27 protein-coding genes are annotated in these 24,776 nt (G+C 68.0%); 22 read left to right on the top strand and 5 right to left on the bottom strand.

Going from position 1 to position 24,776, the window contains the following annotated elements; translation table 11 throughout:
- Positions 1 to 18 precede the first annotated feature (18 nt).
- Complete coding sequence (locus tag ACT6UX_RS20670) at positions 19 to 645, bottom strand: L,D-transpeptidase family protein (RefSeq protein WP_444777036.1); 627 nt, start codon at positions 643 to 645, stop codon at positions 19 to 21.
- 52 nt (positions 646 to 697) lie between these two features.
- Between ACT6UX_RS20670 and ACT6UX_RS20665 the strand changes: the two genes are divergently transcribed.
- Positions 698 to 1,399 carry a fumarylacetoacetate hydrolase family protein gene (locus ACT6UX_RS20665; RefSeq protein ID WP_444777035.1) on the top strand — a complete coding sequence of 234 codons (702 nt, stop codon included), beginning with the start codon at positions 698 to 700 and terminating at the stop codon, positions 1,397 to 1,399.
- Between the two features lie 28 nt (positions 1,400 to 1,427).
- On the opposite strand, the gene ypfJ is transcribed toward ACT6UX_RS20665, so the two are convergent.
- A complete protein-coding gene (gene ypfJ / locus ACT6UX_RS20660; protein WP_444777034.1) occupies positions 1,428 to 2,375 on the bottom strand; it encodes a KPN_02809 family neutral zinc metallopeptidase in 948 nt (315 codons plus the stop codon).
- 65 nt (positions 2,376 to 2,440) lie between these two features.
- Between ypfJ and ACT6UX_RS20655 the strand changes: the two genes are divergently transcribed.
- Both ACT6UX_RS20655 and ACT6UX_RS20650 read left to right on the top strand, forming a co-directional pair.
- The gene (locus ACT6UX_RS20655) at positions 2,441 to 3,262 is read left to right on the top strand and encodes an exodeoxyribonuclease III (RefSeq protein ID WP_444777033.1); all 822 of its coding nucleotides are present in this window, start codon (positions 2,441 to 2,443) and stop codon (positions 3,260 to 3,262) included.
- 12 nt (positions 3,263 to 3,274) lie between these two features.
- The gene (locus ACT6UX_RS20650; protein WP_444777032.1) at positions 3,275 to 3,520 is read left to right on the top strand and encodes a GlsB/YeaQ/YmgE family stress response membrane protein; all 246 of its coding nucleotides are present in this window, start codon (positions 3,275 to 3,277) and stop codon (positions 3,518 to 3,520) included.
- On the opposite strand, the gene ACT6UX_RS20645 is transcribed toward ACT6UX_RS20650, so the two are convergent.
- From ACT6UX_RS20645 to ACT6UX_RS20635, 3 genes are read right to left on the bottom strand one after another with little or no spacing between them, the layout of a single operon-like run.
- Positions 3,517 to 4,005 carry a class I SAM-dependent methyltransferase gene (locus tag ACT6UX_RS20645; RefSeq protein ID WP_444777031.1) on the bottom strand — a complete coding sequence of 163 codons (489 nt, stop codon included), beginning with the start codon at positions 4,003 to 4,005 and terminating at the stop codon, positions 3,517 to 3,519. The two genes, ACT6UX_RS20650 and ACT6UX_RS20645, sit on opposite strands and share 4 nt — an antisense overlap.
- A 40-nt stretch (positions 4,006 to 4,045) precedes the next feature.
- Positions 4,046 to 4,495: a cyclic nucleotide-binding domain-containing protein gene (locus ACT6UX_RS20640; protein ID WP_444777030.1), complete on the bottom strand. Its 450-nt coding sequence runs from the start codon at positions 4,493 to 4,495 to the stop codon at positions 4,046 to 4,048.
- Positions 4,496 to 4,515: 20 nt separating this feature from the next.
- Positions 4,516 to 7,236 carry an ATP-binding cassette domain-containing protein gene (locus ACT6UX_RS20635; RefSeq protein ID WP_444777029.1) on the bottom strand — a complete coding sequence of 907 codons (2,721 nt, stop codon included), beginning with the start codon at positions 7,234 to 7,236 and terminating at the stop codon, positions 4,516 to 4,518.
- A 167-nt stretch (positions 7,237 to 7,403) separates the two neighbouring features.
- Here ACT6UX_RS20635 and ACT6UX_RS20630 point away from each other — a divergent pair, with 167 nt between their 5' ends.
- From ACT6UX_RS20630 to ccmI, 19 genes are all read left to right on the top strand, one after another.
- Positions 7,404 to 8,696 carry a glycosyltransferase family protein gene (locus ACT6UX_RS20630; RefSeq protein WP_444777028.1) on the top strand — a complete coding sequence of 431 codons (1,293 nt, stop codon included), beginning with the start codon at positions 7,404 to 7,406 and terminating at the stop codon, positions 8,694 to 8,696.
- A 12-nt stretch (positions 8,697 to 8,708) separates the two neighbouring features.
- On the top strand, positions 8,709 to 9,986 hold the full coding sequence (locus ACT6UX_RS20625) for a glycosyltransferase (RefSeq protein ID WP_444777027.1): 1,278 nt from the start codon (positions 8,709 to 8,711) through the stop codon (positions 9,984 to 9,986).
- Between the two features lie 2 nt (positions 9,987 to 9,988).
- Positions 9,989 to 11,104, top strand: coding sequence for a glycosyltransferase family 4 protein (locus ACT6UX_RS20620; protein WP_444777026.1), 1,116 nt, complete (start codon positions 9,989 to 9,991; stop codon positions 11,102 to 11,104).
- A complete protein-coding gene (locus tag ACT6UX_RS20615; protein ID WP_444777025.1) occupies positions 11,101 to 11,688 on the top strand; it encodes a histidine phosphatase family protein in 588 nt (195 codons plus the stop codon). The genes ACT6UX_RS20620 and ACT6UX_RS20615 overlap by 4 nt, the downstream gene beginning before the upstream one ends.
- Complete coding sequence (locus tag ACT6UX_RS20610) at positions 11,685 to 12,830, top strand: glycosyltransferase family protein (RefSeq protein ID WP_444777024.1); 1,146 nt, start codon at positions 11,685 to 11,687, stop codon at positions 12,828 to 12,830. The genes ACT6UX_RS20615 and ACT6UX_RS20610 overlap by 4 nt, the downstream gene beginning before the upstream one ends.
- On the top strand, positions 12,827 to 13,579 hold the full coding sequence (locus ACT6UX_RS20605) for a polysaccharide deacetylase family protein (protein ID WP_444777023.1): 753 nt from the start codon (positions 12,827 to 12,829) through the stop codon (positions 13,577 to 13,579). The genes ACT6UX_RS20610 and ACT6UX_RS20605 overlap by 4 nt, the downstream gene beginning before the upstream one ends.
- A 22-nt stretch (positions 13,580 to 13,601) precedes the next feature.
- Entirely contained in the window at positions 13,602 to 14,108 is a 507-nt protein-coding gene (locus ACT6UX_RS20600) for a hypothetical protein (RefSeq protein WP_444777022.1), read from the top strand.
- Entirely contained in the window at positions 14,105 to 16,069 is a 1,965-nt protein-coding gene (locus ACT6UX_RS20595; protein WP_444777021.1) for a dipeptide ABC transporter ATP-binding protein, read from the top strand. The genes ACT6UX_RS20600 and ACT6UX_RS20595 overlap by 4 nt, the downstream gene beginning before the upstream one ends.
- 1 nt (position 16,070) lies before the next feature.
- Positions 16,071 to 17,069 carry an ABC transporter permease gene (locus ACT6UX_RS20590; protein WP_444777020.1) on the top strand — a complete coding sequence of 333 codons (999 nt, stop codon included), beginning with the start codon at positions 16,071 to 16,073 and terminating at the stop codon, positions 17,067 to 17,069.
- Between the two features lie 7 nt (positions 17,070 to 17,076).
- Positions 17,077 to 18,267 (top strand): ABC transporter permease, encoded by a 1,191-nt coding sequence (locus ACT6UX_RS20585; protein WP_444777019.1) that lies wholly within the window; start codon positions 17,077 to 17,079, stop codon positions 18,265 to 18,267.
- Positions 18,268 to 18,674: 407 nt separating this feature from the next.
- The gene (gene ccmA / locus ACT6UX_RS20580) at positions 18,675 to 19,316 is read left to right on the top strand and encodes a heme ABC exporter ATP-binding protein CcmA (protein ID WP_444777018.1); all 642 of its coding nucleotides are present in this window, start codon (positions 18,675 to 18,677) and stop codon (positions 19,314 to 19,316) included.
- On the top strand, positions 19,313 to 19,978 hold the full coding sequence (ccmB, locus tag ACT6UX_RS20575; protein WP_444777017.1) for a heme exporter protein CcmB: 666 nt from the start codon (positions 19,313 to 19,315) through the stop codon (positions 19,976 to 19,978). The genes ccmA and ccmB overlap by 4 nt, the downstream gene beginning before the upstream one ends.
- Before the next feature lie 14 nt (positions 19,979 to 19,992).
- A complete protein-coding gene (gene ccmC / locus ACT6UX_RS20570) occupies positions 19,993 to 20,712 on the top strand; it encodes a heme ABC transporter permease CcmC (RefSeq protein ID WP_444777016.1) in 720 nt (239 codons plus the stop codon).
- A complete protein-coding gene (gene ccmD / locus ACT6UX_RS20565) occupies positions 20,709 to 20,864 on the top strand; it encodes a heme exporter protein CcmD (RefSeq protein WP_444777015.1) in 156 nt (51 codons plus the stop codon). The genes ccmC and ccmD overlap by 4 nt, the downstream gene beginning before the upstream one ends.
- Positions 20,861 to 21,295 (top strand): cytochrome c maturation protein CcmE, encoded by a 435-nt coding sequence (gene ccmE / locus ACT6UX_RS20560; protein WP_444777014.1) that lies wholly within the window; start codon positions 20,861 to 20,863, stop codon positions 21,293 to 21,295. Before ccmD ends, ccmE begins: the two co-directional genes overlap by 4 nt.
- A gap of 76 nt (positions 21,296 to 21,371) precedes the next feature.
- Positions 21,372 to 23,336: a heme lyase CcmF/NrfE family subunit gene (locus ACT6UX_RS20555; protein ID WP_444777013.1), complete on the top strand. Its 1,965-nt coding sequence runs from the start codon at positions 21,372 to 21,374 to the stop codon at positions 23,334 to 23,336.
- The gene (locus ACT6UX_RS20550) at positions 23,337 to 23,876 is read left to right on the top strand and encodes a DsbE family thiol:disulfide interchange protein (RefSeq protein WP_444777012.1); all 540 of its coding nucleotides are present in this window, start codon (positions 23,337 to 23,339) and stop codon (positions 23,874 to 23,876) included. It begins immediately after the preceding gene.
- 263 nt (positions 23,877 to 24,139) lie between these two features.
- A complete protein-coding gene (locus ACT6UX_RS20545) occupies positions 24,140 to 24,571 on the top strand; it encodes a cytochrome c-type biogenesis protein (protein ID WP_444777117.1) in 432 nt (143 codons plus the stop codon).
- A gap of 5 nt (positions 24,572 to 24,576) precedes the next feature.
- On the top strand, positions 24,577 to 24,776 hold a 200-nt coding region (gene ccmI, locus ACT6UX_RS20540), incomplete at its 3' end, for a c-type cytochrome biogenesis protein CcmI (RefSeq protein ID WP_444777011.1).

The raw sequence follows: 24,776 nt of genomic DNA, 5'->3' as shown, positions 1-24,776 counted from the left end.
GATGAGTAGGAGCTGCTCCTACCAGTCCTTCTCGTCGAAATCCTCGAACTGCTTCAGGCGCTCGTCTTCCTCCGGGCGCGGAGCGGCATCCTCGTCGGCGGCGTGCGAGAGCACGCGCAGGCGGGTGTCCCGGGTGAGCAGCGGGAGCAACTCCAGAAGATCGTTCCGAGCAAAGGCGACGCAGCCCTGGGTGCCGGCATAATCGTCTCGGGCGATGTGCAGGAAGATGGCGCTGCCCCATTCGCCTTCCGGCGGATCGTCGTTGTAGCCGACCACGACGACGAGATCGTAGAGCCCGTCCTCGCGCCACATCTTCTCGGCGCTCCACTCGTTGGGGATATGGACCAGCCGATTGTAGGTCGGAGAGCGCGGGTCGTCGCACCAGCCGTCATGCTCGTTGATCGGCCGCGCCGGCAGGGCTCTCCCCGGAGAATTGGGCTTGGGCAGGACCACCAGGTCGTTGCGGTAATAGATGCGGCGCAAGGGGAACTCGCCGACCGGCGTAGCGGCGTCGCCCTCCACCTTGTCCTCGCGGATGCCGCCTGCACCCACAGTGCAACGCCAGCGCCGCTCGCCCAGGGTGGCCCACCCCAGCGACCCCTCGGCCGTATCGGCCTGTACGATCAGCACGTTTTCATCGGTCATTGCCCAGTACTCCGGTGCCCTTCATAAAGGCACGCTCTTGAGGGAGAAAGCGATGGCTTATGTCGTAACGCCGCCGGCCACCGTCGGCGTGCCGGTCAATGGAACCGGCGATCTGTTCCCCGTCCGCCGTATCTTCTGCGTCGGCCGCAACTATGCCGCCCATGCCCGCGAGATGGGACACGATCCCGACCGCGAGCCGCCGTTCTTCTTCACCAAGCCGGCCGACGCGATCGTGATCTGCGCCGATCCGAAGAACCCGACCAAAGTCGCCTATCCGCCCGCCACCAAGAACCTGCACCACGAGATGGAGCTGGTCGTGGCGATGAAGTCGGGCGGCAGCGACATTTCGGTCGAGAAGGCGCTGGATCACGTCTACGGCTACGGCGTCGGCCTCGACATGACGCGGCGCGATCTCCAGAACCAGGCCAAGGACATGGGCCGCCCGTGGGACATGGGCAAGGGCTTCGACCAGTCCGCGCCGATCGGCGAGATCTTCCCGGCCGCGAAGATCGGCCATCCCGCCAAGGGCACCATCCAGCTCGACGTGAACGGCAAGACCCGCCAGAAGTCCGACCTCAACGCGCTGATCTGGAGCGTGCCCGAGACGATCTCCTATCTGTCGGGCCTCGTCGCGCTGGCTGCCGGCGACCTCATCTACACCGGCACGCCGGACGGCGTCGCCGCGGTGGTGAAGGGCGACACGCTGTCGGGCTTCGTCGACGGCTGCGGCACGGTAACGTGCGTTCTGGTGTGATGCTGGGGGCGCAACAGCTTTAGCTTCGCTAAAGCTGTTGCGCGCGAAACGTATCGCACTGACGCGGATCTCCCGTGTCGAGGCCTCTCCGGAACCAGCGCGAGCGCTGCGCACTGGTGCCGTGGGTGAAGCTGTCGGGCACGACGCGGCCCTGGCTCTGCTTCTGCAGCGCGTCGTCGCCGATGGCGGTCGCAGCGGCCAGCGCCTGATCGACGTCCTTGTCGTCGATCATCTTGCCGCCGCGCTGCCGGTCGGCACGGTTGGCCCACACGCCGGCGAAGCAGTCGGCCTGGAGTTCGACGCGCACCGACAGCGCATTGGCGTCGCGCTTGCTCATGCTCTGCTGCATCTGCTGCACCTTGGCCGAGATGCCGAGCTGGTTCTGCACATGGTGCCCGATCTCGTGGGCGATCACATAGGCCTGCGGGAACTGGCCGGGCGCGTGGAAGCGGCGGGCCAGCTCGTCGAAGAAGCCGAGGTCGAGATAGACCCGCTGGTCGGCCGGACAATAGAACGGCCCCATCGCCGCCTGGCCGACGCCACAGTCGGTGCGGGTGGCGCCGCGGAACAGGACCAGCTTGGGGTCGCGATACTGGCGGCCCATCCCTTGGAAGATGTCGTGCCACACAACCTCGGTGCTCTTCAGCACACGCGACACGAACTGGGTCTCGGCATCGCCGGCCGGTGCCGGCGTGCCGGGCGTGCGGCTGGCCGAGGAAGAAGGAGGGGCCGGCGCGTAGCTCGAGGTGCCGCCTCCGCCGCCAGCGATGTCGCTCAGGATGGCGCCGGGATCGGCGCCCATGATCAGGGCGATGACGACGAAGGCCACCAGGCCGAACCCGCCCTTGAACAGGCCGCCGCCGCCTCCGCCCATGGGAATGGGAAAGCCGCCGCCGCCGAATCCCCCACCGCCGAACCCGCCGCCTTCGCCGCGGCGATCCTCGATGTTGCTGCTCTGGTCGCCATCCATCTGCATGGCTCGGTCTCCTTGGCCGAGATGTCCCGACGAGATCGTCTCCGGATCGTCTATAGTGCCCGGCGATGAGTCTCACCATTGCGACCTGGAACATAAACTCGGTCCGGCTGCGGATCGGAAACGTCGAACGGTACCTGAAGTTGCGCCAGCCCGATGTGCTGTGCCTTCAGGAGACCAAGTGCCCGGACGAATTCTTCCCGCACGAGGCCTTCGAACGCATGGGCTACACCCATCGCTTCGTGCAGGGGATGAAGGCCTATAACGGCGTGGCGATACTTTCCAAGGTGCCGTTCGCCGGCGGCACCATCCATCATCGCTGCGGCAAGGAGGATTGCCGCCACATCGAGGTCGCGCTCGATGTCGGGGGCGATCCGATCCTGCTCGACAATCTCTACATCCCCGCGGGCGGCGACGTTCCCGATCCGGCGCTCAACGTGAAGTTCGCGCACAAGCTCGATTTCTATCGCGAGATGGCCGCCTGGTATGCCGAGCGCAAACCGGGCCCGCGCGCCCGCAAGGGGCTGCGTCGCATAACGGTGGGCGATCTCAACGTGGCCCCGCTGGAGCACGACGTGTGGAGTCACAAGCAGCTCCTCAAGATCGTGTCGCACACGCCGGTCGAAGTGGAACTGTTCGGCAAGCTGCAGGCCTCGCTCGACTGGATCGACGTGCCGCGCCGGTTCGTGCCGGATGACCAGAAACTCTATTCGTGGTGGAGCTACCGCAACAACGACTGGCGCGCCTCCAATCGTGGCCGCCGGCTCGACCACGTCCTGGCCAGCCCCGCCCTTGCGGGAGCGATCCACAGTCATCACATCGACGTCGATCTACGCGACTGGGAGAAGGCATCGGACCATGTGCCGGTGTCGGCCACGTTCGAGGTTTAGGGGGAGTCCGCCATGCTGCAAATCATCGTCACCATCCTGATCGGCTTCGTCGTGGGTCTCCTGGCCCGCTGGATCGGTCCGGGCGCGCAGATCCAGGGCTTCTGGATCACCGTCCTGGTCGGTGTCGTGGGTTCGGTGATCGCCACCTATGGCGGCCAGGCCCTCGGCCTCTACCGTGCCGGCCGGCCGGCCGGCTTCATCGGCTCGGTGATCGGCGCGATCGTCCTGCTGGCTCTCGTCCAGCTCTTCGGCCGCTAACGCACGCGATAGAGAAAATACCGGTCCTTCGGCACGCCCGGAGGATCGGGCTGGCGCTGCCAGCGCGCGACGTCGAGCGCCTGGTTGGCCAGAACGTAGCCGCCCGACACCGCGAGTCGGTCGAGTGCGGGCCCGAGCCATTTGCCCATCGCGACGTTCGCGTCGTGGTCGCCGGTGCCGAGATCGGTATGGATCAGCGCGGCCGTCGCGCCGAGTTTTCGCGCGGCTTCGTCGATCGTCCGGTCGGCATCGCCGAGGAACAGGCGGTCGTCGGGTGGGACGCAGTCGGGATGGGCTGCCACCTTGCGTTCGAACACGAAGATGTCGCGGCCGGGAAAGAGTTCGCGCAGATGGTCGTAGGTGCGGCCGTTGCCCAGGCCCACTTCGAGGATCGGACCCGGCACGGCGTCGATGGCGGGCTTCAGGAAATTCAGGCAGTCGCGCTGCGCCTGCATGCGCGCGATGAAACTGTCGAGACGACTCATGACGATGGGATGACTCTGAGGGCGATGACTCTGAGGGCGATCAGCCGGCCCTGGTGGCGGCGCGCAGCTTCTGGTTGGTGTCCTCGAGGCGGTGCGCCAGCTCGCGCATGATCTCGATCGCCATCTCCGGGAACTCCGCGACCAGGCGATAGAACATGTCCTTGGTGATCTTGAGGGTGGCGAGCGGCTCCTTGGCCTTGATGGTCGCGGTGCGCGGCACGTCGCACAGGATGGCGATCTCGCCGAAGAAGCTGTTGCGCTTCATCTCGGCCACTGAGATCTGGCCGTTCGGCGTGTCGATCAGCACGTCGGCCGTGCCGCCCAGAATCACGTACATCGTGTCGCCGGGATCGCCCTGGTGACAGACTTCCTGGCCGATGCCGAAATTGACCCGCTCGCTGGTGAAGGCCAGCAGCTTGAGCCTCGCCTGCTCGACCTTCGAGAAGATCGGCACACCCTTCAGCAGCTCCACCTCTTCGTTGAGGTTCATCGCGTCCTCCTCGATGCGCCCTACGCCGACGCCATCAGCTCGGTATAGAGCCCGCCCTTTGCCGCCAAATCCGACGGCGATCCCTGGGCGACCACGCGGCCACCCTGCATAACGACGATCTGCTCGAACGGCTCCGCCTGGTTGGGACGGTTGGCGATCCAGAAGACCCCGCTGCCCCGTTCTGAACCATCGGACAGAATGTTGTCGCGAATGCGGTCCTGGGTGCGGCCATCGAACATGGCAACCGCCTCGTTGACGACCAGGAGCTGCGGTCGCTTGATCAGGGCGCGGGCAATTCCGAGCTTCTGGCGCTGGCTCGCCGGCAACCTCTTGCCGCCGACGCCGACATTGTAATCCAGGCCGACCTCGATCACCGAATCGCGCAGGCCGAGTTCGTCGAACACCTGGGCGATCAGAGTGCCGATGCGCTCGCCGGCCTGGGCCTGGCCGTAGACCAGGCGGCCGAACAGGATGTTGTCCTGCAGGGTGGCGGCGCTGTTGTAGCGCTCGAAATCGTAGAACTCGACGGCGTCGCGCAGGTTGGCCGGCAGGCCCTCGGCAAAGGCGCGGCGGGCACCCAGGATCCGCTCTTCCATGGCCGCGTCAATCAGACCGAGACGGTGACGGGCCTCGATGTAACGGAACGGCAGCGTCATCAGGCGGATGCGGTCGGCCTCGGGTACCGCCTCGATGCCCTTGCCGCCGAGGCGTTGCAGCAGCAGGCGGACGTTCGGCAGCTCGTCGGCCGAGATGAAGCTGTACTGTTCGAACAGAGGATTGTCGGGCGACAGTCCGGAGAACAACTCGACCATGGTCTCGGCGATGCTGAGACCCATGCGCTGCAGATCGACATCGAGCCCGGTCTTTTGCAGCACCGACATGACATAGGGATCGGCTGCGAGATTATCGCCGTCGAATTGCTTGCCCAGAGCCGTCCCGAACAGCAGGTTTTCGGCGACCGACAGGTTCTTGTTGTAATGGTCGTCGTTGAACGGTTCGACCAGTCCGGCATAGGTGCCGTCCTGCAGGTGCTCGTGCAGCGTATGCCGCGCCTTCAGGATCTTCTCGGCCAGGTCGGGCCGCAGCGCCGCGTCGACGGTACCGCGCAGGCCCAGCGAATAGATGTCCTCGTCGAGTTCGACCTGCTTCAGCACCCGCACCATGCAGGGCAGCAGGTCGGCCGGGCCGGTGGCGCCGGCCAGCTCATAGTCGACCCAGTCGGCATTGGGATCGAAAGCCGGATTGCCGGCGCGCTCGGACTCTTTCCAGAATACCTCGCGTATCGCCCTGGTGGCCTCGTCGTAGACCGCCGGCGCCACGGGGCGCAGCTTCAGACCGAACAGCAGGTTGTCGCGGACCGTCAGGGGGAAGAGGTAAGTGTCCTGCCCGACATAGGCCAGCCGTGCGCCGATGATGTATTCGGGCAGCTGGAAGAAATCCTTGCCGTCGATGCGGACCGAGCCGCTGGCCGGCAGGGTCTGGCGCGCCAGCACCTGGCCCAGCACGTCCTTGCCCGACCCCGAGCCGCCGATCACCGCCACGCGACGGTTGGTCTGCAAGGTGAGCGAGAGATTGTCGAGCTGCTTGACGCGGCCGTCCTCGGTCACGACGACGCCGGCCAGCGCCAGCTCCTTGCCGAGCGGCGGCGGCGGCCCGTCGGGAATCGCCTGGAGCTCCGGCGGCATCATGCCCTCGGGCTGGAACTGGTCGATCACCTGCTCGTACTTGATCTGCACGTCCTGGCGCTGCTGGTCCCAATCGATCAGCTCCTTGATCGGCGACGGCAGGTCCTTGTAGGCGAGCAGCACGCCGACCACGGCGCCGACATCCATCTGTCCGGTGATCGCGAAGTAGCCGCCCACCAGGTAGATGGCGAACGGCGTCGCCTGCGACAGGATGTTGTTCCAGAACTTGGCGACGAACTTCTTCTGGTAGAGGTCGAAGCGGATCTTGAAGATCAGGCCCAGTCGTTCCGAAATATCGGCGCGCTCGTAGTTGGCGGCGCCATGGATGTGGATCTCGTGCACGCCGTCGGCGGTCTCGGCGATGCGGCCGGCGAGCTGGCGGGCCGAAATCTGCCGCTGGCGGCCCAGCACCAGTACCGGTTTGCGCAGGCGCGGGATGATCGACATCTGCACGGCCAGCAGCACGATCACGATGATCCCGAGCAGCCAGTTCTGCATCATGATGAAGATGATGGCCGTCAGCGCCTGGCCCCCCAGGAACATCGGCTGCACGAAGGCATCGCCGATGAAGCCGCCGAGCGGCTCGACCTCGTCCTTCACCATGGTGGCGAGTTCGGCCTGCTTGACCTTGCGGAAGTGGGCCGGCGGGAAGCGCAGGATGCGGTCGTAGAGTTCGTAGCGCAGGCGGCGCAGCATGCGCTCGCCCATGCGGCCCTTCTGGGTATTGATCGTCTTCTTGAACAGGCCGTTCACGACGACCGCCCCCAGGAAGACGAAGCTCATCACCACGAGATACTGGAGCTGGTCGACCTGGAAACCGTCGAAGAAGCGGATGACCCTGCCCGGGAAGATGGCGGAGAGGTCCAGTTCCCACACCAGGAAGGGGATGGTCTTGCTGTCCTTGAAGGCGTTGCCCTGGATGCCGTTGTTGATGACCGACTTCGGCACCGTCAGCGACATGAAGTAGAAAACCTGGGCCAGGACCACCAGCAGCAGGATCATGACCTGTTCGGGCCGGCTGTGCCGCCAGATGTAGGAGAAGAGACTGCGTTCCATGAATCCTGCGCCGCCGCGATCGAGCTTCCCCCTATAGGCGATCAGTGCCTTGATTACATTAGATATTTGCCGGGTTGCCGCACCGGGGTTCGCGGCACGCGCGGCTTGTGGCATAGTCGCCCGGTCGTTCACCGGTCGGGGCAGAGGCTTCGGCGAGGGAGAGGCCAATGCCCGCCAGCACCCGGTCCAAACGCGTACTGCTCTACAGCCACGACTCGTTCGGTCTCGGCCATGTGAGCCGCTGCCGGACGATCGCCAATGCCATCGTCGAGGCCGACCAGTCCGTGTCGGTCCTGATCCTGTCCGGCTCGCCGGTCGTCGGCTCCTATGAATTCCGCTCCGGCGTCGACTTCGTGCGCATCCCCGGCGTCGTGAAGATCGAGACCGGCGAATACGATTCGGCCAACCTGCGCATGAACGTCGAGCATACGCTCGAGATGCGCACCCGCATCATCCGCGACACCGCCGACATCTTCCGCCCCGACCTGTTCATCGTCGACAAGGAGCCGCTCGGCCTGCGCGGCGAGGTCGGGCCCGCCCTGCGGCTGCTCAAGGATCGTGGCACGCCGCTGGTCCTCGGCCTGCGCGACGTGATGGACGATCCGGCCCAACTCGCCAAGGAGTGGGAACGCAAGAACGTCGTGCCCGCTCTGCGCGACCTCTACGACGAGATCTGGGTCTATGGCCTGCCCCAGGTCAACAAGCCGCTGACCGGCATCGACGTGCCGCCGTCGGTGCGTCACAAGATGGTCTACACCGGCTACCTGCGACGCGAGTTGCCGCTCCATAGCGACGTGCCGCATGAAATGGAGGAGATGAACGGGCCGTTCATCCTGGTGACGCCGGGTGGCGGTGGCGACGGTGTCGAGCTGGTAGAGTGGGTGCTCGCGGCCTACGAAGCCGACCCCAACATTCCTTACGGTGCAGTCATCGTGTTCGGGCCGTTCATGCCGGCCACGGCGCGCGAGGCCTTCAAGGAACGCGCCGCGAAGTTCCCGAACATCCAGACGCTCACCTTCACCAACAATCTCGGCGCCCTGATGCAGCGCGCCGCCGGCGTCGTCGCGATGGGCGGCTACAACACGTTCTGCGAGATCCTGTCGTTCGACAAGCGCGCGATCATCGTGCCGCGTACCCATCCGCGCCTCGAGCAGTTCATCCGCGCCCGCGCGGCGCGCAACATCGGCCTGATCGAGATGCTGGACCCCAATCGCGGGTGCGATCCGCAGACGATGGCCACGGCGTTGCGCCACCTGCCGCAGCAGGGCCTGCCGAGCGACGTCGTGGTGCCGGGTCTGCTCGACGGGCTGGGCAGCGTCTGGCGGCTCGTTTCCAAGCAGCTCTCCCATCCCCACCGTGGCCCCGCCTCGCTTGAGGCGGCGGATGCGTCCGGCACGCATTCGGGTGGCGAACTCGCCTCGGCGGACCCGGTCCCCTTGCCGGGACGCCACCGCACCTGATTTCCGGAGCCGATGTCGAAAGCAGAGAACGGGCCCAAAGTCGCGGTCATCCTGAAGGGCTGGCCGCGCCTCTCCGAGACCTTCATCGCCCAGGAGATCGCCGGCCTCGAGGCGCGCGGCGTGGCGCTCGAGCTGTGGTCGATGCGCCGTCCCACCGACAAGGCCCGCCATCCCGTGCATGATCGGGTCGCGGCGCGCGTCGTCTATCTTCCCGAATATCTCGAGGACGATCGGCGCCGCGTGTTCGCAGCCTGGCACAGGGCCCGCCACCTGCCCGGCTATGCCGCGGCGCGTGCCAAGTTCCTCGCCGACTTCCGGCGCGACCGCACCGCCAATCGTGTGCGGCGTTGGGGCCAGGCGCTGGTGCTGGCCGCCGAACTGCCCGACACGATCGAGCGCCTTTACGCCCATTTCCTGCACACGCCGGCGTCGGTGACGCGCTATGCGGCCACGATGCGCGGCCTGCCGTGGAGCATCTCGGCCCACGCCAAGGATATCTGGACCAGCGAGCCCTGGGATGTGCGCGAGAAGCTCGAGGACTGCGCCTGGCTGGTGACCTGCACCAAGGTCGGTCTGCAGCGGCTGGAAGAGCTGGCGCCAACCCCTGAGAAGCTGCGGCTGGTTTATCACGGGCTCGATTTCGCCCATCTGCCGCCGCCCCCGCCGGCACGGCCGGCGCGCGACGGCTCGAATCCGGCCGATCCTGTCGTGATTCTCTCGGTCGGCCGCAAGGTCGAGAAGAAGGGCTACGACGATCTCCTGAACGCCCTGGCATTGTTACCGGCCGGCCTGCACTGGCGCTTCGAGCATGTCGGTGCCGGCGATCTTTCCGAGGCGTTGAAGGCGCAGGCGACCTCGCTCGGCCTTGCCGATCGCTGCCTGTGGCGGGGCGCTCAGCCGCAGAAGGCCGTGTTCGAGGCGCTCGCCCGCGCCGATCTCTTCGTCCTGGCGAGCAAGAGGGCCGCCGACGGGGACCAGGACGGCCTGCCCAACGTGTTGATGGAGGCCGCCCATCAGGGCCTGCCGCTGGTGTCGACCCAGGCGGCGGCCATCGGCGAATTCGTGGAGGACGGCGAGACCGGCCTGCTGGTACCGCCCGCCGCGCCGCGGGAGCTGGGCCTCGCGCTCGCCCGCATGATCGCCGATCCGGCGCTGCGGCAGAGGCTGGCGCAGCGCGCCGGCGAGGTCGTGCGCACCCGCTTCTCCTACGAAGCCGGCGTCGAATGGATCGCCTCGGCCCTGCAGGGCCGGCCGGGCGAGGGCAGCGTCACCGCGCGCGCCGCGGAGTAGCCGTGCGCGTGCTGCTGCACACGCCGCTTAAGGCGCCCGACAGTCCCGTGGCGTCCGGCGACCGGGAGATGGCGCGCGGGCTGGTCCGTCTTCTCGAACGGCTCGGCCATAGGGTGATGATGCCCCCGTCGAGCCGTGTTGCACCCGGCGTGCCGCCGTTCGACGCTCATCTCGCGCTGGAGCGGCGTGCGCGCCTTCAGGCCGGGCGCCTGATCGCCCGTTGGCGGGCCCTCCCGGCGCATCATCCGGAGCGGTTCGATCTCTGGTTCACCTATCACTGCTACTACCGCAAGCCCGATTGGCTGGGGCCGGTGGTGACGCGGGCGCTGGGCATACCCTATGTGGTCGCCGAGGCCTCCCACGCGCCGAGGCGCGCCCAGGGTCCGACCCGAGCCGGCCATCGCGCCGTCGAACGGGCGCTGGCCACGGCCGACCTCGTGCTGACCGTCAATCCGCGGGACGTCGCGGGCGTGAAGGCGCGTCTGCGGCGGGGCGCCCGCCAGGTCTGGCTCCCGCCTTTCATCGACGTTGCGCCCTTCCAGGTGCCGCCACGCCGCGACCCCGGCCAGCCGCCCCTGCTGCTCAGCGTCGGCATGATGCGCACCCGCGACAAGCTCGATTCCTATCGGGTGCTCGCCCGCGCCTTCGGGCTGCTGATGGATAGAAAATGGCGCGCCCTGCTGGTGGGCGACGGTCCCGCGCGGGCCGAGATCGAGGGATTGATGGCGCCGTTCGGCTCGCGCGTGCGGTTCGCTGGTGCCGTGCCGCACGGCGAGCTGCCGGCGCTCTACGCGTCGGCAGACCTTTACCTTTGGCCCGCGATCAACGAAGCCTATGGCATGGCGTTTCTCGAAGCCCAGGCGGCCGGCTTGCCCGTCGTCGCCGGCCGCACCGGTGGCGTCCCCGCGGTCGTGGCCGACGGCGTCACGGGTCTGCTGACGCCGATCGGCGATGCGGCGTCCTTTGCGGCAGCCGTCGCGCGGCTGCTCGATGAGCCGGCGGAACGTGCGCGTCTCGGAGCCGCCGCCGCCCGGCGGGTGGCCGCGCATCACGACGAGCGCGCCGCCGCGCACGCACTCGGAACGGCGCTGGCGACCCTGCCGGGCGTCACGAGATGAGGGCGGTGCCCTTCGCGCTGCTGCGTCATGCCCCGACGGTCTGGAACGCCAGCGGTCGGCTGCAGGGCCTCACCGACACCGGTCTCAGTGCCGAAGGCGAGCGGGCGGCCCGGAGCTGGCGCCTGCCGGCGCCGGCCGACGCCTGGAAACGGGTCAGCAGTCCGCTGCAGCGGGCTCGCCGCACCGCCGAGCTCGTTCGCCCGTCGCTACCCGTCACCATCGATTCGCGGCTGCGCGAAATGAGCTTCGGCGTCTGGGAGGGGTTCACGGTGACGGAGCTGCGCGCGGCCGGCGGCGAGACCTTTGCGGCGGCGGAAGCGGCCGGCCTCGACTTCCATCCGCCGGGCGGGGAATCGCCGCGCATGACGATGGTCCGATTGTCGGTCTGGAGTTCGACGTTGACCGAACCCGTGGTCGCAGTGTCTCACAAGGCCGCGATCCGCGCGTTGCTGGCGCTGGCGACCGGCTGGAACATGCTGGGGCGGCCGCCGCACAAGCTCGACTGGAAATGCGCTCACTTCTTCGTCGCACAGGGCGGGGGACGCGTGGCAATCGAACGCCTGAACGTGCCGCTGACGTCATGAGCGCGCGCGTCTTCTTCTATGTGCAGCATCTGCTGGGTATCGGCCATCTGCGCCGTGCCGCGACCCTGACGCGGGCGCTGGCAGCGGGCGGTTTCGATGTGCTGCTGGTCTCCGGCGGCGCCCCGGTCGAGGGGCTGGCGCTCGGAGGCGCGCGGCTTCACCAGCTGCCGCCGGTGCGCGCCGCCGATGCGGGGCTCAAGGAACTGGCACGGCTCGACGGCGCGCCGATCGACGAGGCGTTCCGAGCCCGGCGCACGCGGCAACTGCTCGATCTGTTCGAGGCCGAGCAGCCCGACATCCTGCTCACCGAGCAGTTCCCCTTCGGCCGCACGCAGCTTCGCTTCGAGCTGCTGCCACTGCTGGAGGCGGCGCAGGACCGGCCGTCCGCGCCGTGGATCGTCTCGTCGATCCGCGACGTACTGCGCCGCACCGCCTCGCCGGCGCGCGTGGACGAGATGGTGCAGACCTTCGAAGCTTTCGATGCCGTCCTGGTGCATGCCGACCCGGCGCTGGTGCGGCTCGACGACAGTTTCCCGGCCTGGCCCGACATCCAGGCGCGCGCGCTCTACACGGGATACGTTTCCGATTCGGACGCCGCCGTTGCCGACATCGCCGTCGGGAAGGGCGAGGTGATCGTGTCGGCCGGCGGCGGAGCGGTCGGTGCGCCGCTGCTGCGGGCCGCCCTCGCCGCCCGCCCCCTGACGTCCCTGGCCGATCGCAGATGGCGGCTGCTGGTCGGACCGAACATGCCGGACGCGGAGCGCGCGGCGCTTGCGGCGTCGGCGGACGGGGACGTCATCGTCGAGCCGGTGCGCGCCGACTTCCCGTCCCTGCTGCGCAACGCGGCCCTGTCGATCTCGCAGGCGGGATACAACACCGTGGTCGAGACGCTCTGCCTTGGTGATCGCGCCGTGCTGGTGCCGTTCGGGACGGCACGCGAAACCGAGCAGGCCGACCGCGCGCGCGTTCTGGTCGAGCGCGGCATGGTGGCCGCCGTGCCGCCCGGTGAACTGACGCCGGAGAGCCTTGCCGCCGCCATCGCGCGAGCCTGGGCAGGACCGTCGATCCGCAGCTTCCCGCCGGTCGATGCGCGCGGGACATCGGCCACGGTCGCGGCGCTCCGCCAGATGGTGTCGCCATGACCCGCTGGCAGGCGCTTGCCGACGAGGATGCGCGCTGGGGTGATGCCGGCCGCGTCGCCGAACTCTGGTGGCGAGACGACGATGCGAGCGACGTGGCACCCTCCCTCGACCGGCTCGTCGACCTCGCGCGTGACACGGCGACGCCGCTCGCGGTCGCGGTGGTGCCGGCTCGGGCAACAGCGGCGCTGGCCGATCGTCTTGCCGATGAACCGCTCGTCGACGTGCTGCAGCACGGCTATGCCCATGCCAATCACGCGCTTGCGCCGGAGAAGAACATCGAACTGGGGACGCAGCGTCCGGCCATGATGACCCTCGGCGAGCTGGCGACGGGTTGGATGGCGCTCGAGCGTCTGTTCGGATCGCGTGCGCTCGCGGTCATGGTGCCGCCCTGGAACCGTATCGCGCCCTTGCTGGTGCCCACGCTCCCCGAGATCGGCTATCGCGGCCTCTCGACCTTCGGACCGCGGGCGCGCGTCCATCCGGTGCGCGGTCTGCTGCAGGTCAATACGCATGTCGATCTGATCGACTGGAAGGGCGGCCGCGTCTTCGCCGGCGAGGACGCCGCGCTCGCGGTACTCGTGGCGGCTCTCGAACGGGCGCGCTCTGGCGATGGAGAGCCGGTGGGCGTCCTCAGCCATCATCTTGCGATGGACGCCGGGGCGTGGGATTTCCTAAGGTCATTGTGGGAAAGAATGAAATTGCTGGAGAACATCCGTGTGCGTCCGGCGCGCGCGCTGTTCGGCCCATGATGCCGACCGAGGGAGGGCGCAGGTGAATACCGTCGGTCTGCGCTATCCGCAGCAGACGCTCGTGGCGGATTATCTACGCGCCACGGCCGGCGTGGTGCTCTGTGGGGCGCCGCTGCTGCTGCTCGACGTCAACCGCTGGCTGGCCGCCCTCCTTCTCGCAGGTTTCGGACTCTTCGCCCTCTTTCTGCTACGCACGGCCCTGCGCCACCATACGCGCTATGTGCTGAGCCCGGACTCCCTGCGGGCCGAGGGGCCGGCCGGGTCGGTGGTGGAGTGGAGCCGCCTGGACAGGATGAAGCTCAGCTACTTCTCGACCAAGCGTGACCGGTCGGACGGCTGGATGCAGCTCGGCGTCGGTTCGACAGGCGGCAGGCTGGTGAAGGTCGATTCCTCGCTGGAGGGCTTTCACGATATCGTCGCGCGCGCGGCGGAAGCTGCCGAAGCGACGGGCGTGGCGCTCGGCGATGCGACGCGCGCCAACTTGAGGTCGATGGGGATCGTGGTGGCGGGTCAGGAAGAGACGGTATGAAGGATCTGCTGCGAGTCGAGGACCTGACGGTCGAGTTCGGCGTCCACGAGGGCGTGCTGCGGGCCGTCGACAAGGTTTCCTTCTCGATCCCACCCGGCGGCACCGTGGCGCTGGTGGGCGAGTCGGGCTCGGGCAAGTCGGTCTGCAGCCAGGCGATCATGGGGCTGCTGCCGCGCACGGCGAAGATCACCACGGGCTCGATCCTGTTCCAGGACCCGCGCGTGCACCAGGGCGTCGTCGACATCGCCCGCATCGACCGCACCGGTCCGGAAATGCGGCGCATCCGCGGCGGCCAGATCTCGATCATCTTCCAGGAGCCGATGACGTCGCTGTCGGCGCTCCACACGGTGGGCGACCAGATCGGCGAGGCCGTCGAACTGCACGGCGCGCAGCCCGGCAGTCCTCTGGGCGGCGAGAGCGGGCGCAAGCTCAGCCGCGCCGAGATCGATTCGCTGACCATCGACATGCTGCGCATGGTGGGCTTCCCCGACCCGAAACGCGCGCTCCGGACCTATCCCTTCGAATTGTCCGGCGGCCTGCGCCAGCGCGCGATGATCGCCATGGCGCTGGTCTGCCGCCCGGCGCTGCTGATCGCCGACGAGCCGACCACCGCGCTCGACGTCACCATCCAGGCCCAGATCCTGCGCCTCATGAAGGACCTGCAGTCCGAACTGGGCATGGCATTGCTGATGATCACCCACGATCTCGGGGTGGTCGCCAACGTCGCCGACGACGTGGTCGTGATGTATCGCGGCAAGGTCGTCGAATCGGGCAACCTGCACGACATCTTCCGCGATCCGCAGCACCCCTATCTCAAGGCCCTGCTGCAGGCGGTACCGCGCTTCGACATGGAGCCCGGCGAGCGGCTGCAGCCGATTCGCGAGATCAAGGGCACGACCGGCCATCTGCTGAAGGAAAAGCCGGTCTCCGAGCCCACGGCGACCTTCAATCCCGAGGCGCCGGTCCTCAAGGTGCGTCACGTCACCAAGACGTTCCGCATCCGCAAGGCCGATACGCTGATGGAACAGCTGATGGGCGGCGGCACGACCCGTACCGTCCGCGCCGTCAACGACGTGAGCTTCGACGTGCTGCGCGGCGAGTGCCTCGGTCTCGTGGGCGAATCGGGCTGTGGTAAGACCACGCTCAGCAAGATGCTGATGCGCGGCATCTCCGCCGACGAGGGCCAGGGCGGTCGCGTGATCTTCGACGATTGGGGCCGCAAGATCGACGTGATGAGCCTCGAGGGCACGGAGCTCAACCGCTTCCGTACCAAGCTGCAGTTCATCTTCCAGGATCCGTTCGGCTCGCTCAACCCGCGCATGACTGTGTTCGACATCCTGGTCGAGCCGCTGGTCATCCATAAGATCGGCGACGATGCCTATCGCCGCGAGATGGTGGCCGAGCTGATGGAGATGGTCGGCCTCGACCGCCGCCATCTGAGCCGCTACCCGCACTCCTTCTCCGGCGGCCAGCGCCAGCGCATCGGCATCGCGCGCGCGCTCGCGCTGCGGCCCGACATGGTGATCTGCGACGAGCCGGTCTCGGCGCTCGACGTGTCGATCCAGGCGCAGATCCTGAACCTGCTGAAGGACCTGCAGAAGCAGCTCGGCCTCACCTATCTGTTCATCAGCCACAATCTCGCGGTGGTCGACTACATCGCCGACCGCATCGCCGTGATGTGCGCCGGCCGGCTGGTCGAGCTCGCGCCGGCGGGCGAACTGTTCCGCAACCCCATGCATCCCTATACCAAGGCCCTTCTCTCGGCGGTGCCGATGCCCGATCCCGACGCCCGCCTCGATCTCGGCGCGCTGATGGAGGGCAAGGCGTCCGATCCCTCGGTCTGGCCCGAGCCGTTCCGCGACGACGGTAAGACGCCGCTCTTCTGGACCGAGGCCGAGCCGGGGCATTTCGTGCGCGTGGCGCGAACCGACGGGCACCTGGTCGGGCGAGAGGTGGACTGACATGCTGCACTTCATTGCCCGCCGTGTTCTGCTGATGATCCCGACGCTGTTCGTGATCAGCGCGCTCGTCTATTTCATCATCGACCTGCCGCCGGGCGACTGCGTCACCTCGCAGATCGAGGAGCTGCTGGCCCGCGGCGATCCCGATGCCCACCAGCGCGCCGAAGAACTGCGCGAGCTCTATGGCCTCAATCTTCCGCTCTGGCATCGCTACCTGGATTGGGTGGCCGGCATCTTCCGCTGGGACTTCGGTCTCTCGTGCCAGGACACGGTGCCGGTCGCGGACCTGATCAGCGAGAGGATGCTGCTCACCATCGTGATGGAGACCTGCACGATCGCCTTCATCTGGATCGTGTCGTTCGTCATCGGCGTCTATGCCGCCACCCATCAGTACAGGTGGGGGGACTACGTCGCCTCGTTCATCGGCTTCATCGGCCTGTCGATCCCGAACTTCCTGCTGGCGCTGGTGCTGCTCTATGTCGGCAAGGTCTATTTCGGCCTGTCGATCGGCGGCCTGATGGACCCCGAGTACATCGACAAGCCGCTGAGCTGGGGCAAGGTCGTGTCGGTGATGGAGCACCTGATCATCCCGGTCGTCGTGATCGGCATGTCGGGCACCGCCGGCATGATCCGCCGGCTGCGCGCCAACCTGCTCGACGAGCTGCAGAAGCAGTATGTCGTCACCGGCCGGGCCAAGGGCCTGCCGCCCATGAGGCTGCTGGTGAAGTATCCGCTTCGCCACGCCATCAACCCGTTCGTCGCCGACATCGGTGGCCTGCTGCCCGACGTCATCTCGGGCTCGGTCATCGTCTCGGTGGTGCTGTCGCTGCCGACCACGGGCCCGATGCTGCTGAGCGCGCTCAAGACCCAGGACGTCAATCTCGCCGCGACCTTCCTGCTGTTCGTGGCGGTGCTCACCGTCATCGGCATGCTGATCTCGGACCTGGCGCTCGCCGCGCTCGATCCGCGCATCCGCTTCGGCGCCAGTGCGGAAAAGTGAGGGTGCCATGACCGACACGACACCCTCCGGCACGCCCCCCGAATCCCCCCGCCGCGCGCCCCACTTCGTCTCGCAGGAGCCGTGGGACCCCTATGTCGCCGACAAGCTGACCGCCGAGCAGGAACGCTACTACATGGCGGGCCAGTGGAAGCTGATGTGGTGGCGCTTCCGCCGCCACAAGCCGGCCGTCGTCTCCATGGTCTTCCTGCTGTTGATGTATTTCTCGACGCTCATCAGCGAATTCATTGCGCCCTACGACCTGCACACGCGGCATTCGCGCTATATTTTCGCCGCGCCGCAGTCGGTCCATCTCTTCCACGAGGGCACCTTCCTCGGGCCGTTCGTTTACGGCCTCAAGATGGAGCGCGATCCGGCCACGCTGCAGCGCATCTACTCGGCCGACACGACCAAGCCGCAGCCGCTGCGCTTCTTCTGCTTGGGCGACAGCTACGAGTTCTGGGGCCTGATCGAAGGGCGCTTCCATTTCGTCTGTCCCCCGGAGGACGGGACCATCTTCCTGCTGGGGACCGACCGATTGGGAAGGGACATGTTCAGTCGCATCGTCTACGCGGCGCGAATATCGCTCACCATCGGCGTCATCGGCATCGCGCTGTCCTTCACGCTGGCCCTGATCCTGGGCGGACTGGCGGGCTATTACGGCGGCTGGATCGACAGTATCGTCCAGCGGCTGACCGAGATCATCAAGAGCTTCCCGCATCTGCCGCTGTGGCTCGCTTTGTCGGCGGCGCTGCCGGTCACCTGGTCGCCCCTGCTGGTCTATTTCGGCATCACCATCATCCTGGCCCTGCTCGACTGGCCGGGTCTGGGACGCGCCGTCCGCTCCAAGCTCCTGTCGCTGCGCGAGGAGGATTACGCGGCGGCGGCCCAGATGATGGGCGCCAAGCCCGCCCGCATCATCGGCCGGCACCTGCTGCCCGGCTTCATGAGCCACCTGATCGCCTCGGCCACCCTGTCGATCCCGTCGATGATCCTGGCCGAGACGGCGCTGTCGTTCCTCGGCCTCGGCCTGCGTCCTCCCATCACCTCGTGGGGCGTGCTGCTGAACGAGGCGACGGACATCAACGTCGTGGCGGTGAACTGGTGGCTGATGCTGCCGGTGGTGCCGGTCATTCTCGTGATCCTGGCGTATCAGTTCATGGGCGACGGGATGCGCGACGCTGCAGACCCTTACGCCTAGGGCGTAAGGGTCGAAGCGTCGGGCGGGCGGCAGGGCCTGTAATCAGGCCCGGGAGCCCGCACGGCTCAGAACGGACACGGGTGTTGAGGCACCCTCAAGCCTCTGAAATCCTTATCTATTCTGCGCCGTGCGAGCTCCCGGGCCTTCGTCGCTGCGCGCCTCCAGGCCCTGACGCTCGCCAAACGGGGGTAATTTGAGCCGGTAGGCTCAAATTACCCCCGTTTTGCCCTAATTGGGTCTAGCGACGGCCACGCGGGGCTTCCATTTAGGTTGGGTATCTCCCCCGAACGTGGTCCCCCCAAAGCCACGTTCTAGCCTCCTCGGAGGCGCTCAGGCCGTCATCTCACTCTCCCCCGAGATGACGGCCTTTTTCTTTGCCTGCGGCCGTTATGCTAGGAGGGCGCCCCATGGTGCCTCCGCTCCTCGAAGTGACCGGCCTGTCCTGCCGCCGCGGCGGCCGCGCGGTGTTCGACCGCCTGTCCTTCGGGCTGGGCGCGGGCGAACTGCTGGCGCTCACGGGCCGCAACGGTAGCGGCAAGACCACGCTGCTGCGGGCGCTGGCCGGACTGACGCCGCCCGAGGCCGGCACCGTCGCCTGGCAGGGCGTCGACACGGCCGAGGATCCCGAAACCTGGCGCGGCCGGCTGGCCTGGCTCGGCCATCTCGAAGGGCTGAAGGGCGACCTCACCGTGGTCGAGAACCTGTTGGTCGCCGAGCGGCTGCGCGGCGGCAAGGCCGGCGGCCGGCTGGACGGCGCACTGGTCGCCTTCGATCTCACCGGCCTGGCTGCACGCGAGGTGCGCACTCTTTCGGCGGGCCAGCGTCGCCGCACGGCGCTCGCCCGCGTCGTGCTGTCCCAGGCGCCGCTCTGGCTGCTCGACGAGCCGCTGAATGCGCTCGATGCGCCGGCGCAGGCGGCGTTCCGGACGGCGCTGCAGACCCATCTCGCGGCCGGCGGACTGGCCATCGCCGCGACCCATGCCGAGCTGGGCATCGAGGGCGCGCAGCGGCTCGACCTGCGCGGCGGTGGCGTGCGGGACGAGCCATGAGCGGCTTCACGACTCTGCTGATGCGCGACCTGCGCCTGGTGCTGCGGCGGCCCGGCGATGTCGGCGTCGTGCTGGCCTTCTTCGTCGTGGCGACGGTGCTGTTCCCGCTGGGCATCGGCCCCGAGACCAACCTGCTGGCGCGCATCGCCGCGGGCGTCCTGTGGTGCGCCGCTTTGTTCGCGGCACTGCTCTCGCTGGAGCGGCTGTTTGCCGCCGACTACGAGGACGGCACCCTCGACCTGCTGCTGCTGGCGCCATGGCCGCTGGAGCTGGCGGCACTCGCCAAGTGCCTGGCTCACTGGATCGTGACCGGCCTGCCGCTCAGCCTGCTGGCGCCCTTTCTGGGCATCGCCTTCGGTCTCGATGGGCAGAGCCTGCTGGCGCTGGGCGCCACCCTGCTGGTCGGCACACCCACTTTGTCGTTGATCGGCGGGCTCGCCGCGGCGCTGACGCTGGGCGCGCGCAAATCCGGCGCGCTGCTGGCGCTGCTCGCGCTGCCGCTCTGCGTGCCGACCCTGATCTTCGGCGCGGGCGCGATCGAGACGCTGGCGGCGGGCGATGGCATCGTGACACATGTCGCGATCCTCGCCGCTCTTGCATTGGTCGCCTTGGCCACGACGCCTTGGGCGATTGCCGCAGCCTTGCGGCAAGCCGGCGAATAGGGAGGATGGGGCCGATGGCCGACCTGCATTTTCTCGCCAATCCTGCGCGTTTCCGCCGCTTCAGCCAGCGCGTGCTGCCGGGCCTCGGCTTCGCCACGGTGCTGATGCTGGCGGTCGGCGTCTACATGGCCTTCTTCGTGGCGCCCGAGGATTACCAGCAGGGCAAGACGGTGCGGATCATGTTCCTGCACGTGCCGTCGGCCTGGCTGTCGATGGGCGGCTACGCGCTGCTGGCCGCGCTCGGCGCCTCGCTGCTGGTGTGGCGCCATCCGCTGGCGGCGCTGATGGCGCGCGCTGCCGCCCCCGTGGGCGCCAGCTTCGCGGCGGTGTGCCTGCTCACCGGCTCGCTATGGGGCCGGCCGATGTGGGGCGCCTACTGGGTGTGGGACGCGCGGCTCACCTCGATGCTGCTGCTGTTCTTCCTCTATCTCGGCCACATCGCCTTGAGCCGCGCCTACGATTCGCCCGAGCGCGGCGATCGCGCGGCCGCGATCCTGGCGCTGATCGGCGTTATCAACCTGCCGATCATCAAGTTCTCGGTCGACTGGTGGAACACGCTGCACCAGCCGGCCTCGATCACACGGCTCGATGCGCCGGCGATCCACAATTCGATCCTGGTGCCGCTGCTCTGGATGGCGTTGTCGCTGCTGTTCCTGTTCGTCTGGCTGGTGCTGCTGCGGACCGAGACCGAGATCGACCGTCGCCGGCTCGAGAATGCCGAGGCGGCAGCATGAGCAATCACGCGGCCTATATCCTCGGCTCCTATCTTGTTGCCGCCTTGATCCTGGGCGGGCTGGTGATCGCCTCGCTGGGCGCCCGCCGCAAAGTGCGGCGCGAACTCGCGGCGCGCGGGCTGGCCCCGCGTGGACAGGACAGACGCCGATGACCCCGAAACGCCGCCGCCTCTGGTTGCTGCTGGGATCGCTGGCCACGCTCGGCGTCGCGGCGACGCTCGTGCTCACGGCGCTGAACGACAATCTCGTCTTCTTCTATTCGCCGACCCAGGTCGCCGAGAAGAGCATCGGCCCCGACCGCCGCTTCCGGCTGGGCGGCCTGGTCGAGGAGGGCAGCGTCCAGAAGGACGGGCAGGTCGTGCGCTTCACCGTCACCGACACGCACAAGACGCTCAAGGTCACCTATCGCGGGATTTTGCCCGACCTGTTCCGCGAGGGTCAGGGCGTGATCGCCGAGGGCTCGATCGGCCCCGATGGCGTGTTCACCGCGCGCGAGATCCTGGCGAAGCACGACGAGAACTACATGCCGCCGGAGGTCGCGAAGGCGATCAAAGAGTCGGGTCAATGGAAAGACAAGAAGTGAGCCTTCCGTGTCATCCTGAGCGCAGCGAAGGATCCTTCGCTGCGCTCAGGATGACACAGGTGGTGGAGGTCCGGCTTTGATACCGGAGCTGGGACATTTTGCACTCATTCTCGCGCTCGCGGTCGCGCTGGTGCAAGGCACGCTGCCCTTGATCGGCGCCAGCCGAGGCGACCTCCGCCTCATGGCGCTCGGCCGCACCGCGGCGCTGACGCAGGCCTTCCTCGTGCTGCTGGCGTTCGGCGCGCTGACGCAGGCTTACGTCACGTCGGACTTCTCCGTCCTCAACGTCGTCGACAATTCGCACTCGGCCAAGCCGCTGCTCTACAAGATCAGCGGCGTGTGGGGGAACCACGAGGGCTCGATGCTCTTGTGGGCGCTGATCCTGGCGCTGTTCGGCGCGGCGGTCGCAATCTTCGGCAACAACCTGCCGGACACGCTGCGCAGTCGCGTGCTGGCGATCCAGGCGCTGATCGGCGTCGGGTTCCTGGCCTTCCTGCTCTTCACCTCCAACCCGTTCGCACGCGTGTTCCCGGCGCCGCCCGACGGCAACGGGCTCAACCCGCTGCTGCAGGATCCCGGCCTCGCCTTCCATCCGCCGCTGCTCTACCTCGGCTATGTCGGCTTCTCGGTGACCTATGCCTTCGCCGTCGCCGCTTTGCTCGAAGGCCGCGTCGATGCCGCGTGGGCGCGCTGGGTGCGGCCGTGGGCGCTTGCGGCCTGGTGCTTCCTGACGCTCGGCATCGCGCTGGGTTCGTGGTGGGCCTATTACATCCTGGGCTGGGGCGGCTTCTGGTTCTGGGATCCCGTCGAGAACGCCTCGCTGATGCCGTGGCTCGCCGGCACCGCGCTGCTGCACTCGGCTATCGTGGTCGAGAAGCGCGACGCGCTGAAGAGCTGGACGGTGCTGCTGGCGCTGCTCGCCTTCTCGCTGTCGCTGCTCGGCACCTTCCTGGTGCGCTCGGGCGTACTCACCTCGGTCCACGCCTTCGCGCAGGATCCGGCGCGCGGCATGTTCATCCTGGCCTTCCTGCTGTTCGTCACCGGCGGCGGCCTCGCGCTCTATGCGTGGCGCGCGCCGCAATTGCAGGGCGGCGGCCTGTTCCAGCCGGTCAGCCGCGAGGGCGCGCTGATCCTGAACAATCTCCTGCTCTGCACGCTGGCGGCGACGGTGCTGCTGGGCACGCTCTATCCGCTGTTCCTCGACCTGCTGACCGGCAACAAGGTCTCGGTCGGCCCGCCGTTCTTCAATGCCACCTTCGTGCCGCTCTGCGCGCCGCTGTTCGCCGCGCTCTGCGTCGGCCCGTTCCTCGGCTGGAAGCGCGCCGAGCTGTGGCCCGCCCTGATGCGCCTGCGCGTGGCTCTCGTCGTCTCGCTGGCCGCCATCCTCGTCGCCATGACGATGATCGACAGCCGCTCGACCCTGGCAGCCCTGGCCTTCGGCTTCGGCGTCTGGCTGATCGTCGGCAGCCTCGCGTCCTTGGGCGACCGGTTCCGCAGCGGCACCTTGCGCACCCTCCCGCGCTCGACCCTGGGCATGGTGATCAGCCACGCGGCCCTCGGCGTCGTCGTGCTGGGCTCGGTCGCGACCTCGTCGTGGAACACCGAGCTGATGCACACGATGAAGCCCGGCGACCGCATCGCCTTCGCCGGCTACTCGGTGGAGCTCGAGCGCATGGACGAGGTGCGCGGCCCCAACTACATCGCCGAGCGCGCGACGCTCGCCGTCAGCGTCGGCGGCAAGCCCTACACGGTGCTGCAGCCCGAGCGCCGGCTGTTCACGGTGCAGCGTCGGCAAGTGGCCGAGACGGCGATCCAGACCAACCTGCTGCGCGACTTCTACGCCACCCTGGGCGAGGGCAACCCGCAGCAGGGCTGGGTGATCCGCCTCTATCTCAACCCGCTGGCGCCGTGGATCTGGCTGGGCGCGGCGCTGTGCGCGCTGGGCGGCTTCGTGTCGCTGTCGGACCGGCGGCTGCGCATCGGCGCGCCGTCGCGCCGTCCGTCCTCCCCTCAAGCGCCACCCCTGCAGCCGGCCGAATAGATGCGCCGCCTCCTCTTCATCCTGCCGCTGCTGACGCTCGCTCTGATGGCGGGCTTCTTCGCCTGGTCGCTGACCAGCGGCCGCGACCCCGCCTCGATCGGCTCGGTGGTGGTGGGCCGGCCGGCGCCCAGGCTCGACCTGCCGGCGCTGCGCCCGGGCGAGCCGCCGCTCACAGATGCCGACCTGCGTACCGGCAAGCCGGTGATCGTCAATTTCTTCGCGAGCTGGTGCACGCCGTGCCTGGCCGAGCATCCGCTGTTCACGCGGCTCCGCGAACGCGAGGGCGCAACGATCGTGGGCATCGCCTGGAAGAACAAGCGCGACGACGCGCTGCCCTGGCTGAAGCGGCTGGGCGATCCCTACAAGCTCGCGGGCCTCGACCTCGACGGCAAGACCGGCCTCGACTGGGGCCTCTCCGGCGTGCCCGAAACCTACCTGATCGATGGCGCCGGCATCGTCCGCCGCCACTATCGCGGCCCCATCACCGAGCGCGATCTGAACGAGACGATCCTGCCGTTCCTCAAGGGGACGGTGAAGTGATCGCGCGTCGCCCCCTCACCCAGCCTCTCCCCCTAGGGCGTTTCCGCTTCAAGTTCACACACCATCCTCATCCTGAGGAGCGCCGCGAAGCGGCGCGTCTCGAAGGATGGGCCACCCACAAGGTGCTCGTGCCCACCCTTCGAGACGCGGCCCTGCGGACCGCTCCTCAGGGTGAGGTCATTGTTGCAAAACGATGTGATTCCGTGCGGGCCGGAAGGAGTCTAGCGGGGGAGAGGAGCTTGAGGTGGTTCCTCTGCCTCCTCATGATGCTCTTCGCGTTCCCGACACTCGCCGTCGAGCCGTCCGAAGTCCTGCCCGACCCGGCGCTCGAAGCCCGCGCCCGCGAAATCGGGCGGGCGTTGCGTTGTGTCGTCTGCCAGAACCAGTCGATCGACGATTCCTCGGCCGAGGTGGCGCGCGACATGCGGCGCGCCGTGCGCGAGCGGCTGACGGCCGGCGACAGCAATGCCGATGTCTTCGCCTTCATGGTCGCGCGCTACGGCGACTACGTGCTGCTGAAGCCGCCCTTCAAGGCCGGCACGCTGATCCTGTGGCTGGGCGCGCCGCTGCTGCTGCTGGTGGCCGGTGCGGCACTCCTGCTCGCCGCCCGCCGCCGCCGCAACCAACCGATCGTCGCGCCAAAACCGCTCGACGAGGAGGAGCGCCGCCGCCTCGACGCGCTCCTGAAGGGCTGACGGCCATGCTCGAATTCCTGCTGGCGCTGCTCACCACCGCGACCGTCGCCGCCCTGCTCTGGCCGCTGCTGCGCATGCGCCTGCCCGCGCGCGACCGGCTCTCGGGCGAACTGGCGATCTACCGCGACCAGCTGGCCGAGCTGGAGCGCGAGCGCGCCGCCGGGACGCTCAAGCCCGCCGACGCCGCTGCCGGCCGCACCGAGAT

Source organism: Reyranella sp. (assembly GCF_052439685.1).
GTDB lineage: Bacteria > Pseudomonadota > Alphaproteobacteria > Reyranellales > Reyranellaceae > Reyranella.
The sequence above is the reverse complement of the archived record's forward strand: the minus strand, read 5'-3'. Positions and strand labels throughout refer to the sequence as shown.

Bases quoted from the DNA above. Each gene is read 5' to 3' on its own strand.
- ACT6UX_RS20670 (WP_444777036.1), bottom strand. From the start codon at position 645: ATGACCGATGAAAACGTGCTGATCGTACAGGCCGATACGGCCGAGGGG.
- ACT6UX_RS20665 (WP_444777035.1), top strand. From the start codon at position 698: ATGGCTTATGTCGTAACGCCGCCGGCCACCGTCGGCGTGCCGGTCAAT.
- ypfJ (WP_444777034.1), bottom strand. From the start codon at position 2,375: ATGCAGATGGATGGCGACCAGAGCAGCAACATCGAGGATCGCCGCGGC.
- ACT6UX_RS20655 (WP_444777033.1), top strand. From the start codon at position 2,441: ATGAGTCTCACCATTGCGACCTGGAACATAAACTCGGTCCGGCTGCGG.
- ACT6UX_RS20650 (WP_444777032.1), top strand. From the start codon at position 3,275: ATGCTGCAAATCATCGTCACCATCCTGATCGGCTTCGTCGTGGGTCTC.
- ACT6UX_RS20645 (WP_444777031.1), bottom strand. From the start codon at position 4,005: ATGAGTCGTCTCGACAGTTTCATCGCGCGCATGCAGGCGCAGCGCGAC.
- ACT6UX_RS20640 (WP_444777030.1), bottom strand. From the start codon at position 4,495: ATGAACCTCAACGAAGAGGTGGAGCTGCTGAAGGGTGTGCCGATCTTC.
- ACT6UX_RS20635 (WP_444777029.1), bottom strand. From the start codon at position 7,236: ATGGAACGCAGTCTCTTCTCCTACATCTGGCGGCACAGCCGGCCCGAA.
- ACT6UX_RS20630 (WP_444777028.1), top strand. From the start codon at position 7,404: ATGCCCGCCAGCACCCGGTCCAAACGCGTACTGCTCTACAGCCACGAC.
- ACT6UX_RS20625 (WP_444777027.1), top strand. From the start codon at position 8,709: ATGTCGAAAGCAGAGAACGGGCCCAAAGTCGCGGTCATCCTGAAGGGC.
- ACT6UX_RS20615 (WP_444777025.1), top strand. From the start codon at position 11,101: ATGAGGGCGGTGCCCTTCGCGCTGCTGCGTCATGCCCCGACGGTCTGG.
- ACT6UX_RS20610 (WP_444777024.1), top strand. From the start codon at position 11,685: ATGAGCGCGCGCGTCTTCTTCTATGTGCAGCATCTGCTGGGTATCGGC.
- ACT6UX_RS20605 (WP_444777023.1), top strand. From the start codon at position 12,827: ATGACCCGCTGGCAGGCGCTTGCCGACGAGGATGCGCGCTGGGGTGAT.
- ACT6UX_RS20595 (WP_444777021.1), top strand. From the start codon at position 14,105: ATGAAGGATCTGCTGCGAGTCGAGGACCTGACGGTCGAGTTCGGCGTC.
- ACT6UX_RS20590 (WP_444777020.1), top strand. From the start codon at position 16,071: ATGCTGCACTTCATTGCCCGCCGTGTTCTGCTGATGATCCCGACGCTG.
- ACT6UX_RS20585 (WP_444777019.1), top strand. From the start codon at position 17,077: ATGACCGACACGACACCCTCCGGCACGCCCCCCGAATCCCCCCGCCGC.
- ccmA (WP_444777018.1), top strand. From the start codon at position 18,675: ATGGTGCCTCCGCTCCTCGAAGTGACCGGCCTGTCCTGCCGCCGCGGC.
- ccmB (WP_444777017.1), top strand. From the start codon at position 19,313: ATGAGCGGCTTCACGACTCTGCTGATGCGCGACCTGCGCCTGGTGCTG.
- ccmC (WP_444777016.1), top strand. From the start codon at position 19,993: ATGGCCGACCTGCATTTTCTCGCCAATCCTGCGCGTTTCCGCCGCTTC.
- ccmD (WP_444777015.1), top strand. From the start codon at position 20,709: ATGAGCAATCACGCGGCCTATATCCTCGGCTCCTATCTTGTTGCCGCC.
- ccmE (WP_444777014.1), top strand. From the start codon at position 20,861: ATGACCCCGAAACGCCGCCGCCTCTGGTTGCTGCTGGGATCGCTGGCC.
- ACT6UX_RS20550 (WP_444777012.1), top strand. From the start codon at position 23,337: ATGCGCCGCCTCCTCTTCATCCTGCCGCTGCTGACGCTCGCTCTGATG.
- ACT6UX_RS20545 (WP_444777117.1), top strand. From the start codon at position 24,140: ATGATGCTCTTCGCGTTCCCGACACTCGCCGTCGAGCCGTCCGAAGTC.